This is a genomic window from Blautia sp. HCP3S3_H10_2 (assembly GCF_052122375.1).
GTDB lineage: Bacteria > Bacillota > Clostridia > Lachnospirales > Lachnospiraceae > Blautia_A.
Map to the genome: position 1 here is coordinate 16,818 of NZ_JBQKCL010000001.1, position 12,146 is coordinate 28,963.

Below are 12,146 nucleotides of genomic sequence, written 5' to 3' on the forward strand. Positions count from 1 at the left end.
ACGGCATTGGAAACAGGGTTCAGTGCCCGAACCTCAAATAGTTTGGAGGCAGATAGAACATGGCAGATGGTTCAATTATCATTGATACCAGAATAGATACCGGCGGTGTGTCGAAAGGAATGAACGCTGTGAAGGCTGGAATGACCAGAATATCCGCACAGGTATCGAAGATGGGCGATTCAGCAAAAAGTTCTTTCCAGAGGCAGATAACAGCGATAACAGACCTGTATCAGAATTACGAGAAGCAGGAACGTAAAGTATCAGAGCTGAAATCAAAGCTCGAAGAACTGAGCAAGGTCAGAATCGAGACAGAAGAATATAAAAAACTCAAAGACGATATAAAAGCTCTGGAAGATGAGTTTGAAAAGGTTGAAACGAAACAGCGTGAATGGCTTGATATGGGCTTTTCGATAGATTCTGCACCGCTTAAGGAACTTGACAAACAGATGGACGGTACCTGGGCAGATATTGACCGGTTACAGCGGAAACAGAAAGAGATGCAGGCAACTGGAAGGGCCTATGTGGATCCTAAATCTACAGATGCGTACAAGGGGACAGCCGAGAAGTACAATACGGAATCGCAGAAGCTGGAACGCATAAACGGAAGGTTGTATTCATCATACAATAATCTGAAGAACAAGGTTGAGGAATACCGACAGAAAAACAACCGGCTGGCACAGGTCATGCAGAATCTTCAAAAGGCTGCTGCCCGTGTAGGTATGGTTGTAAAGAACATGGGTTCAGCATTGAGAAGTGCCGGTTCCTCGATTAAGAGCATGGTCTCAGCGATGAAAAAAGCTGTAGAGAACATGTTTAATCTGAACAAACAGACAAATCGGTCGAGAATGAGTCTTTCCCGAATGCTGGGAATGTCGTTGCTGTTTTCAGGGGTATTCCGGGCGATAAGTGCTGTCAGTGATGGTGTGAAGACCGGATTTGAAAATCTGGCACAGTATTCCAACAGTACCAATTCAGCAATATCTTCTTTGATGTCCAGCATGACGAGGCTGAAAAACTCATTTGCTACAGCCTTAGCACCTGTTCTCACCGCGGTAGCTCCGATCATGTCAAGATTTATTGATATGATTTCCAGGGCAATCACTTATGTTGGGATGTTCGTTGCGGCACTGACCGGACAGAACAGCTTCGTAAAGGCAGTTGGTGTTCAGGAAGATTATGCTGCAAGTCTTGATAAGACCTCGAAGAATGCGAAAAAGGCATCGAAGCAGACAAAAGACTATCTTTCTTCGTTGGACGAGGTGCATAAAGTTTCAGCTAGTGGGAGCACGGGAACAGATGATTCTGGTGGATACAAAGCACCTACACCGGGACAGATGTTTGAAACGGTTCCGATTGCAAACAGTATTAAAGGGATTGCAGACAAGATCAAGAAGCTTATTAAAGCTGAAGACTGGGAAGGTCTTGGAGCTTATATAGCCAGCGGAATCAATAAAGGACTTCAAAAAGTCTATGATGCTATCAGCTGGAAAAAGGTTGGTCCTAAGATAACGAAATTCTGTAATGCGTTTACCAGAACATTCAACAGCCTGGTAGATCACATTGACTGGGATTTGATGGGGCGGACGGTTGGTGCCGGTATCAACACGATTGTAAATACGCTGAATCTTTTGATTACAGGAATTGACTGGAAAAACCTTGGTAAGAAATTTGCAACCGGAATCGCCGGCTTTGTTCGGGAAGTCAACTGGAACAATCTTGGACAGCTCATAGGAAACAGGTTCATGATTGTCTGGAATATCTTTAACGGGATGGTCCATAACCTTCCGTATAAGGAAATTGGACAGGCTGTTGCGGATGGATTGAATGGTGCTGTATCAAGATTTTCTCTTTCGGAAATCGGAGATACACTGGCAACAGGGCTGAATGGTGCATTCACATCATTGTACAGCTTTACGGAGCGTTTTGACTGGTCAGAGCTGGTAAATAACATTGCCGGTGGTATTAATACTTTCGTATCGGAATTTGACTGGAAAGCCAATGGACGCAAGCTGGAAACTTTTCTGGATAATCTGTGCGGATCCCTAGTGGATATGGCAGAAAAGACAGACTGGGAGGCTTTTGGAAAAGGTGTCGGAGATATGCTGACACAAGTTGACTGGCTTGGACACCTGAAGCAGGTGATAAAAGCTGTTGTCAAATCGCTTGGAGGCCTGTTTGATGGCATGGAGGCGAGCGGAACAGCCGGTAAGATAGCTGCTTTTCTTGGTAAAGCGTTTATTGCAGTGAAGATTGCAGATATAACGGGAATCAGTGACCTCGTAAAATTACTACTAAAGGCAATCGGAAAGAAACTGATCGGGTCCGAAGCAATCGGAGAATTGTCCGGTAATCTGACTACTCTTTTAGGCAATGCAGTAAAAGGTGCGGCAGGAAGCTTTACTTCCCTTGCATCAGCTATTACCCCACTGGTAGGCACTGCAGGGCTAATTGCCGGTGTGGGTGTTGCGGCGGCCGCAGCTACTTCTGAATTGGCAAAAATGGTGGAGACCATGCAGGGCGGCAATGGCGTCGGTGGTACATTTGGAAATACCATGGACAATTTCATCCAGACATTACAGCGGCGTGGCGATATCATATCCGGTTCTGCAACAGAAATCTGGAATCTGAAAGAGTCTCTTGAGAAAGAGGGAATGACTGCTGAGGAAAAGTCCAGTGCAACGCAGAAACTTATTGATAAGCTGGGTGAAATGGGTGTGACATCTGAGCAGGCAACACAGGCATTCGAGACATTGAGACAGAAGGGGCTCATTACAGATGATATGTTTGATATCCTGTCAGAATCCATTAAAACACTTGGTAATAATACAACTAATATGGCAAGCCAGATCAATCTTGGAAGCCAGAGTGCTCAGAAATCCTATGATGATCTGAAGCTTGTTATTGGAAATTTGACAAATCAGATGCATCTTGGAACGGATGAACAGGGACAGTTATTGAACGCACTGGAAAGAACAGTGGATTCTGGTGGTACTGCACAGGATGCATATAACAACGTCATGGCAGCAGTTAAGAATATGGGCGGAAATACTGAGACTGCTGCAAGGATTTTTTCAGAGGTATTCCCAAATGCAGTACAGGCAACAAAGACCAGCGTAGACAAAAATATTGTTGGTGCGCAGCAGACAGTAACGACTTCTACGGGCAAGATGAAGACAGATGCAGAGACGAATCTGGCAGGACTCCAGAAAGCAGCAGAGGACGCTTCCAACGGTGTGAGCGCAGCGACAGTGACAAACTGGGGCAATTCAGCAGCGGAGGTGGATAAGAACCTTGATCAGATGAAGCAGCATGCAAATCTGAAGCTTGGAGAGATGCAGAAGACAGTAGATAGTCATTTCTCCGGTCAGTACAATACCATGACCAATAAATGGAAATGGGTCGGTGAACGTATTGCACAGATAATTTCTGAGATGATTCGGAATACAGAAAGAAGCCTGGAAGGGCTGGCACGTGAGATGAAGTCTATCGGAACGAGGATGGGAAACAATCTGGCAAACGGGATTTCAAATGCAACCAGTGGAATCACAAGGACATTGAATAATGTTGTTGGAAAAGTAAACAGCACGATAGGAAATATTAATAGTTCTCTGTCTGGAATCGAAAGAGCATTCAGCTTTTCTTATGATGTAACGGGTCCTACAGGCAACCGGAGATGGGGCTATTACAATATGAGTTTGCCAAGGGTGAATACAATTCCATACCTGGCTAAAGGTGCAGTTATTCCACCTAGAAGCGAATTTTTGGCTGTGCTTGGTGACCAAAAACAGGGTAATAACATTGAAACGCCAGAAGCACTGCTCAGAAAAATTGTTCGCGAGGAATCTGGTGGACAGCAGAGTAGTGGAAATTATCGTTTTACCGCTCAAATCAATCGAAGAACAGTGTTTGATGAAATTATTGAAGAAGCAAAGTTAAGGCGTGATACAAGCGGTAGAAACCCGTTTGAACTGGCATAAAGCAATTCCCTGTCATGCTAAAAAGTGTGGCAGGGAGAACACATGGAGGAAGAAAAATGCTTACGAGGGAAGCAACTTATGAAGATTATGGATTTTCAGAGGAAGAAGATAAGAAATTTAATGAGTTCTGTCGAAAGCTTGAAATGAGGGACAAGATATTGTTGTTACAGTGCGCAGCAGAAGTGTATCCGAATGTTTGTGATGAACTTTATTGTTGTATCGTAATTGGAATGAGCTATGACAAGATGAATAAAAAGAACTTTGTTGCACTTGATCGTAAAGATTTCTATGCATACCGGAAGAAAACACTGGCAGTGTTCCGGGCGGCATTAAAGGCATGTAATAGATATCCGTTCTAAAGGTTGGAATAGAACCTGTCAAAACCGTCTGTTTTTATGTATTGGAAAATATCATTGATTAGTTAGGGGTGATTACTATGGCAAAAGGTATATCAGCAGAAGCACGTGAGGACATATTAGTACAGGCATTTTTAACGTGTCCAAATATAAGTGAGATATCCAAAAAGACGAAGATTCCCAGACCTACAATTTATACTGTGATTCATTCAGACAGCTTCCAGCGTAAGTATTCTGAGGCAAGAAACGAGGCCGTAACAGGAGCGATTGCATACCTGCAGGGAAAACTTGGAGAATGTGCAGCAGTGTTGGTCAATACGGCTACTGATACGGAAGTACCGGCACAGATCAGAGTGAACGCGGCTAATGCAGCATTGTCACAGTGCTCTCAGTGGACAAAGAATGTAGATATGATTGAACGTCTGGAAGCTATGGAAGAATTGATGTCACGAGTAGAACAGGAGCAGAAATCACAGAAGAGGGGTAAATGATGGATTTATGAATCGGACAAGTCTAATCTGGATAGGAAGGAGTTATTAAATGCCGAGAAGAAATAAGCGTGTAACGATAAGAGCTACGAGTGTGCCGGAGCTGCACCAGTGGCTGAGAGCTTGTAAGAGGGAAAATGCCAGAAAGAAATCACAGGGGCATAATGGGACGAAGAAACAGACAAAGGATTTGCATATTTAAAGGCGGTGGTGAATTATGGGAAGTCCGTTGATTAAAAGGCTTGATGCTTTATACCAAAGAGCTCAGATGGTAATGGCGGTTCAGGCAGATCATGCTCCGTTTGTGTCCATTGCTCCATGGAGCTTTATGAAGAATGAATGCAGGGTTGAATATTTCCCGGAAGGACATTATCAGAAAGAAGAAAAAATAACAACCACACTTCTTGACGCACTTGCAATAGCTCAGTATTACTATGAATGCGGAATACATGTTCAATTTACAATGAGCCTGTGTATAGAATGGTTGTTCCTGTTTGTCCGTGATGATCCCCGGTATTCTCCGCCACAACAGAAGTCATGGTATACAAAGAATGTTGAAGAGTATCCGGAAATAAAAGCCATGTTGGAGAGTGAACAGCGATTTGAAATTATTGGAGCATTAAGAAGAATGCCTCAGAATTTCCTTTTTAAGGGATTGCCTGATGATATTAAAGATGATTACAAATTGATGGATTTTTAGACAAAAAATGTCGGGAGTATGGGGATTCGTGGACGCGATTACGCACGCAAAGGAATTTTGTAACACGATAACGCGCGCGAAAATATTCGGAGATTTCGGAGACCCTAAAAGAGTAAAATGCGTTAGAACGAAGCCTGAGCGAACCCCGAAAAATAAGACTGTAAATATTATCGAACAAAACGAAAAGGAGATTTTTATGGATGGCTGTAACGAAAATGTAATTGAATTTATGACCAACGATACCAGAGCAACCTTATCATTCTCACAGGGTCGGTATAAGTCTGTAATCCGCAAGCTGGCAGAGAAGCACCCGGAAGATTGCCAGATCATTGCAGATAACGAGGACGGAAGCATTTGTGCTCATGTTCTGGTATCCTGGCTTCGGATTTCTCCGCCAAGGCAGTATACAGAGGAACAGCGGCAGCAGATGGGAGAACGACTGAGGCAGAATAGGTCTGAAAATACAGCAACACAAGGATAAAACAGGGCGAGAAACGATTGTAGAGTGTTTGAGGTAAAGTTGTAAGGGAGAGCAGATAAAAAGGCTAAATGAGCCGATAAAACAGTAGAAGCGGTGATGCTGGTAGTTAATAAAAATCCTGCTGCCGAACCTACGGTTCAAGAAGTTTTTCACTATTTTAAGGAGCGTTGTTGAGAATGAAGCCGCTGAAGAGCGACAAAAAGGCGGCAAGAACCGGGAGTGCTTGAACTGTCGATTAACATCGATATATTTGCTCGAACAGGCGAGGAACAGGCGAGAAATTAATAAATTGATGGAATAAGATGGTATTTTTGGATATAGCTAAAGAAAGGCGTGCAGTATGAACGAACTTGTGTATTTAAAGAACGATGAAGCAGTGTGTGATAGTTTGCAGGTGGCCGAGAAGTTTGGGAAGAGGCATGACAAGCTGATAGCCGAAATAAGAAGAATGTATGGAGAGTTGATAGGAAAAAGAGGCGTCCAAAATGGTGGAGCGAAATTTTTCTTTGAATCAACTTACGAGAATCGTGGAAAACGATATCCTATGTTTTTAATGACGAGAGATGGCTTTTCGTTGTTGGTAATGGGTTTTACCGGGAAAGAAGCTCTTGAATGGAAATTACAGTATATCCGGGCATTTAATCAGATGGAGAACTTTATCCGTGAGAAATCTACTCAAATGTGGATTGAAACCCGAAAAGCAGGAAAGCTTACTCGAAAAGCAGAAACGGATACGATTCAGAAACTTGTTGAGTATGCAAAGGGACAGGGAAGCAGCCATGCAGAAATGCTTTATATGACTTATACCAGACTGGCAAATAAAATGGCAGGAATCAATAAAAGGGACGAAGCTACGGTGATGCAGCTTAATAACTTGTCTTTAATGGAAAATATCATTTTGCATGAGGTTGATCTGGGAATTATGCAGGGAAAACATTATCAGGAAATATACAGAGATTGTAAGAAACGACTTGAAGCGGTGAAAGATTTGGCATACCTCGAAGCGGTATAAGAAGAAAATAGGGATAGTAAGAGATATGGGTGATTTGTAGCGGGAAATTGACAAATCCCGGAAGCTGGCATATAATATATTTATCAAGACAGCCAGTAAGGGAAGTCAAGATTCCCCGTCCTGGCAAGATATATGTTTAAGACGTAGCCGCCTATTCTTTACCAGAGAGCAGGGCGGCTATTTCTTATGTGTGTATGTAAGGATAGATACAATTAAGCTGGCTGTCGTCAGGATTATCATAAAAATCTCATAATCGCTCATAAGCATTCCCTCCTGTCAAGGCTCAGGATCAGGGAACCACAGCCGCTCTACTGGCTGCCTGGATAAATATACTATATTTGATTTCTACGCTGGGCTTCTTTGATTCGTTGCTGTATTAATTGAACGTTTAAGTCATCCCAATAATTGATGTATACAAGAGTTATATGATTTTCAATGCTGAGTTTGAGTTTCTGCTTGTCGCGCCATTGTTGTTTTTCAAAGCCATCTTTTCCACCGAAAAAATCAATAGGTTCAAAATGTTGCTTCCCCTGATATTCAAAAGCTAGATGAAGACTTGGTATAAAAACGTCATAACTCAATTGACTGTTTCCTTGTTTTAAGAAATCGGCACGATATTGATAGTAAACAGGTTTTTTAGGAAACATTTGGGTTATTAATTGAAACATAAGTTGCTCTGATTTCCATTTATTTTCTGGAATTGAATATTCATATAAATCAATATCTGCATACATTCCCTTTTCAATGGATTTTAATAATTCTACATCATTATAAGATTTCATATATGCAGTGAGCCAGCAAAATGACATTCCTTTTTCTTCGATACCGAGTTTTCCATTTCCTAAATTTTTCTTTCTCCATGAAATATCAAAAGTACCATTCAAACGACCAGTTAAAACAGTATGCATATCGGAATTAAAAGTAAATAAATATTTTAATCCTGCCCAGGTATTGAAGTGTTTTGGGTTAGAACATGTAACGCAGGCAAACAAGAGATCTGAACCAATGTCATATATTTTTTTTAAAGTTTGTTTCGCATTGGTATGACAAATTGCAATCCCATGATAAGGCTCTTCTTTAAGATCGAATAGTGCATAAGAATACGGAATTCCCTCCCATTTGTTGTATAAATCATTTATTTGTAGATTAGGAAACGCAGCGTTAATTAGTTCATACTTACTTATGTGATATGGATTTGAATAGCCCAAAATACCATTAAATCCCCAGTAAGAACACAAGGGAATTGTGCGAGTGTATTTTTTTATTCCGAAATCATAATGTCCAGCATCGAATATTTCTTCAACAACAAGTGAATTAGTAAATTCAATATTTATAGAAATATAAAGGATTAATGTATTTTCAATAATATATAACAATCCATAGTCCCAAACGTTAAAAACTTGATAATTGCAATTTTCAAGAAGACTCTTTAATCCTAATATATACGATTCGAAAATTTGTTTGGTATTTGTATCAGGAATAGGTGCTACTATTTGGTATAATCCGCGCCTAATATCTTTATCTATCTCTGAAAAATTAACAGAATTGTTATAGTAATCGACTGATTTTCCGGAATTTACTATAGAAGACGGGACCAGAATGTAAATAGGATCAGTATGCGGAATGCCCCATAATGGGAAATTAGTTTTTATAATTTGAGTATGAGAGTATTTCATGTTATTAATCGGTTACTTTATCCCCGTTAGGAAGAATAAACGAACTTTGATAGATACATCCTGCTGCTTCTGCTACTTTTTTGAGTTCTGCTGGAGTAAATCCCTCTCGCTTTAATTTTTGGTTAAATGCTTGAGGACTTGAACCATATAAGCGAGCAAGTTCAGATACGCTTATACCGAGTTTGACACATAATATTTTGACTTGTTCTGAAACTGCCATAATAATTCACCTCTAATATTTGATGTTTGATATATAAATAAATTATAAACGATAATATTTAAAAAGACAACATTAAAGTGGAAAAAAGAAATAAAACTATTTAAACAAAACTATTGACATTATAAACAAAAATGTTTATACTATAATCAGTTCAAGGGAATAGACAACAGCTGGGAGAGCCGAAAGCCCCCAATACTTCAAGCCATATACCTGTGAGAATCGCAATAGGGCATATCAATAGCCAGGAAGATGCTTGAAGGGCTGAGAGACCTTGAAAAGCAAAGGAGGACAGCAATATGAAGTACAATCTCAGCAAGATCATGTTGAAAGCATGGAAAGTTTACCGCAAGACAAAGAATATCAGCTTTGCAGAAGCACTTCACAGAGCATGGTTATCTGCAAAAGCAGAAGAAATCAATGCAAAGAGAATCGAAGATGCGAAACATGCAGCAGGAATCACAGAGGAAACCAATACCTTTGCTAAGTGGAAAGAGCTTGGTTATAAGGTAAAGCATGGAGCATCAGCATTATTCGGATGTTCTCTTATCTGGGGAAGCAGAGGAGACGGGGCAACATACAAAGCCAGTTTCTTTGGAAAGTCTCAGGTAGAAGCAATTTAATAAAAAAGCCCTTACCAGAGCGGTAACTCTGATAAAGGCAAAGCAACCCGACAAACGATCAAAATTGAGGGGCTGTGCGTATTATAACATACTCATTCCCCTCAGACAACAAAAGAAAGGAATGGACAGAATGATATCAGTAATGGACGTTCTTATGATTTTCTTTGGTGGGTTTATATCCGCAAAGGTATGTGACAGTATTCGTGAGTTAGAGAGAGGAGAATGAAGAATGAGTAAAAAAGAGAAAGCAATGAAGACACAGAAAGAAGCAGAAGTGATGCAGATTGCAAGTGTTCCGTCAGAAGAAGCAGACGGTGTAGGTGTGGTTATGGCAACTGAGATTATTGCAGATCTCAAAAAACAGCTGGAAGAGGCAAAGGAAGAAGCGAAAGACTGGGAAGAAAGTTGGAATATGTGTCGTGAGCAGGTTCGAGCATTGTCCAGGCAGTCAGATATTATTAGTATGGTGTTAAGGATGGATGATGTAGAACTATTAGATTTAGCTTTTGGATTTGTTAGAGGATGTTATAACCAGCAGATTAAAAAGGAACAGGAGGCAGAAAACAATGGAGAAATGTAATTTAACCCAGATTCCTTGCAGAAAGGCAATCGTGGACGTTGTCCAGGCCAACAAAAATAGAAGATCATTGCAGCACACCTATGAGCTGGCAGAGCTCTTTCGGATAGCTTGTTCCGGTAATGAAGCTTTTATGGAATTATCAGAGGAAGATCAGGAGCGTTTCTGGCTGATTACAGATGCTTTAATGCTGAATGATCTGGAAGACCTTAAGCGAGTACATAACCTTGCTAATTATCTGATGGTAAAGCGAATAAAGGACAATGTAAAAGTGGCGGAGGCATAACATGGATTATAAAAAAGAAATTGCAAATTTTCTGAATGAAATCCAGAGCGAGAAATTTCTGAAATTTTTATATAACGTAATTGTCTCATTTAAGAGACAGTGGGGGTACTAATATGGATTACAAGAAAGAAACTATTGAGATATTACAGAAGGTAAATGATGACAGTCTGCTTGAATTCTTCTATAGATTCATTGCCAGAGTATTAAAAAACAGAGGATATTAAAATATGGACTATAAAAAGAAACTTATAGAGATGTTAGAGAAAGCAGATCATGACCAAACATATACAATTTTCAGATTTGTTTGTAGCTTTCTGGGAATTAAATAAGACAATCAGGGGCGGCAACTGCTGCCCTATTACCATAGAAAGAAAGGTGATACCATGGCAAGAATCCCATCAGGAATGCGCAAAAAGGAAAATGGCTTATTTGAAAAGCGTTTTACTGTAGAGGGAAAGAGGTACAGTGCTTACGGGCATACTATAAAGGAATGCACAGAGAGCGAAACTTCAATTCGTGAAATGATAAAAGCCGGATTGTATAACAATAATAAGAATGTAACTTTGGACACATATTTTAATGAGTGGGAGAAATCCAGACAGGGTATTGTAAAGGACAGTACTAATAAGATGGTCCGATCAAAATATGAAAATCACATCAAACCAGTACTTGGAAGAAAGAAGATCCAGAAGATTGAAAAACGCGAAATCGTGAAGCTCCAACAGGATTTATCAAAAGGACTGAGTGCGACAACGGTAAATGCTATTATCATTGTTTTAAAGTCCGTATTAACCGCTGCCGTTGATGATGAAATAATTGGAAAGAATCCTGCAATATCAGTAAAACCATTGAGAACAGATGATAGACCGAAAGCAAGCGAAACAATACATAGAGCATTAACAAGGGAAGAACAGAAAGCATTTATGCAGGAGGCACAATCTGAATGGTTGTATGAGTTCTTTTATTTTTCTTTATGTACTGGCATGAGAATTAACGAGATCACCGCATTGAGGTGGTCAGATATAGATTACGTGAACAACGTGATTCATGTAACCAAAACAATCTCATGGAAAGCCGGAGGGGGAGTCATGGAAACAACCCCGAAATCAAAGACCAGCAAACGGGACATTCCAATGAATGAGACGATTAAACAGGTATTGCAGAAGCAAAAAGAAAAGATTGCTATGGTGCATGGGGAAATATTCGCCAGAAAGCTGGATAGCAATGTTTTTATTGGCGCAAACGGGACCAGGGCGATTGCATCTGCTACAGTGGGATATTCTATAGACAATGTATTGAAACGGCTTCGGCAGCAGGGGATTATAATTGAGCGTTTCACGCATCATGCATTTAGAGACACATTCGCAACAAGGTATATTGAGGAAGGGGGCAATATGCAGACATTAAAGAATATACTAGGACATAACAGCCTTGCAATGACTGCCGATCTTTATTCTCATGTTCTTCCAGATACAAAACAACAGGAAATGAAGCAAATCGAAAATGCATTTACGGGGGTAGCAGTTTTATAACTGCTGCCTCATTTTTTTGATTAAAATAGTTTATTGGGGTAAAAAGTGGGGTAAAGCAGAAAACAGAGTCAGAAAGATGCCGTTAATTCAATATTCTTTGCTGTTTTTTAATAAATTTTATAAAATTATTAGAATTTAGACAAATGCTTTTCACAATTATGCGGTAAGATATATACATCTTAAGAGAAAGAACTCTTAAGAAAAACTCTTTCCTTTCCCTA

The 12,146-nt window shown here is 40.2% G+C and carries 13 protein-coding genes; 11 read left to right on the forward strand and 2 right to left on the reverse strand.

Going from position 1 to position 12,146, the window contains the following annotated elements; genetic code table 11:
- The first annotated feature begins 59 nt into the window (after positions 1–59).
- The 7 genes from ACTQWB_RS00130 (at position 60) to ACTQWB_RS00160 (ending at position 7,014) form a co-directional block, all read left to right on the forward strand.
- Positions 60–3,977 (forward strand): hypothetical protein, encoded by a 3,918-nt coding sequence (locus ACTQWB_RS00130; protein ID WP_441499801.1) that lies wholly within the window; start codon positions 60–62, stop codon positions 3,975–3,977.
- Between the two features lie 56 nt (positions 3,978–4,033).
- Positions 4,034–4,336, forward strand: coding sequence for a hypothetical protein (locus ACTQWB_RS00135; RefSeq protein WP_441499802.1), 303 nt, complete (start codon positions 4,034–4,036; stop codon positions 4,334–4,336).
- Positions 4,337–4,413: 77 nt separating this feature from the next.
- A complete protein-coding gene (locus ACTQWB_RS00140) occupies positions 4,414–4,824 on the forward strand; it encodes a hypothetical protein (RefSeq protein WP_015542663.1) in 411 nt (136 codons plus the stop codon).
- 49 nt (positions 4,825–4,873) lie between these two features.
- Positions 4,874–5,023, forward strand: coding sequence for a hypothetical protein (locus tag ACTQWB_RS00145; protein ID WP_005427357.1), 150 nt, complete (start codon positions 4,874–4,876; stop codon positions 5,021–5,023).
- 126 nt (positions 5,024–5,149) lie between these two features.
- Positions 5,150–5,521, forward strand: a complete 372-nt coding sequence (locus ACTQWB_RS00150; protein ID WP_441499803.1) for a hypothetical protein — start codon at positions 5,150–5,152, stop codon at positions 5,519–5,521.
- Between the two features lie 196 nt (positions 5,522–5,717).
- Positions 5,718–6,002, forward strand: a complete 285-nt coding sequence (locus ACTQWB_RS00155; protein ID WP_441499804.1) for a hypothetical protein — start codon at positions 5,718–5,720, stop codon at positions 6,000–6,002.
- A 340-nt stretch (positions 6,003–6,342) separates the two neighbouring features.
- The gene (locus ACTQWB_RS00160; protein ID WP_118048732.1) at positions 6,343–7,014 is read left to right on the forward strand and encodes a Rha family transcriptional regulator; all 672 of its coding nucleotides are present in this window, start codon (positions 6,343–6,345) and stop codon (positions 7,012–7,014) included.
- A 332-nt stretch (positions 7,015–7,346) separates the two neighbouring features.
- Here the strand turns inward: ACTQWB_RS00160 and ACTQWB_RS00165 are convergent, their stop codons facing one another.
- The gene (locus ACTQWB_RS00165) at positions 7,347–8,690 is read right to left on the reverse strand and encodes a hypothetical protein (RefSeq protein ID WP_055066187.1); all 1,344 of its coding nucleotides are present in this window, start codon (positions 8,688–8,690) and stop codon (positions 7,347–7,349) included.
- A gap of 4 nt (positions 8,691–8,694) precedes the next feature.
- Positions 8,695–8,910: a helix-turn-helix domain-containing protein gene (locus ACTQWB_RS00170; protein ID WP_055066188.1), complete on the reverse strand. Its 216-nt coding sequence runs from the start codon at positions 8,908–8,910 to the stop codon at positions 8,695–8,697.
- Positions 8,911–9,206: 296 nt separating this feature from the next.
- Here ACTQWB_RS00170 and ACTQWB_RS00175 point away from each other — a divergent pair, with 296 nt between their 5' ends.
- The 4 genes from ACTQWB_RS00175 to ACTQWB_RS00190 all read left to right on the forward strand — a co-directional run bounded on the left by ACTQWB_RS00175 (position 9,207) and on the right by ACTQWB_RS00190 (position 11,925).
- Positions 9,207–9,530 carry a hypothetical protein gene (locus ACTQWB_RS00175; protein ID WP_118048735.1) on the forward strand — a complete coding sequence of 108 codons (324 nt, stop codon included), beginning with the start codon at positions 9,207–9,209 and terminating at the stop codon, positions 9,528–9,530.
- Positions 9,531–9,759: 229 nt separating this feature from the next.
- The gene (locus ACTQWB_RS00180; protein ID WP_441499805.1) at positions 9,760–10,110 is read left to right on the forward strand and encodes a hypothetical protein; all 351 of its coding nucleotides are present in this window, start codon (positions 9,760–9,762) and stop codon (positions 10,108–10,110) included.
- Positions 10,097–10,393, forward strand: coding sequence for a hypothetical protein (locus ACTQWB_RS00185; RefSeq protein ID WP_441499806.1), 297 nt, complete (start codon positions 10,097–10,099; stop codon positions 10,391–10,393). The genes ACTQWB_RS00180 and ACTQWB_RS00185 overlap by 14 nt, the downstream gene beginning before the upstream one ends.
- 383 nt (positions 10,394–10,776) lie before the next feature.
- Positions 10,777–11,925 (forward strand): tyrosine-type recombinase/integrase, encoded by a 1,149-nt coding sequence (locus ACTQWB_RS00190; RefSeq protein WP_441054881.1) that lies wholly within the window; start codon positions 10,777–10,779, stop codon positions 11,923–11,925.
- Positions 11,926–12,146: the final 221 nt, after the last annotated feature.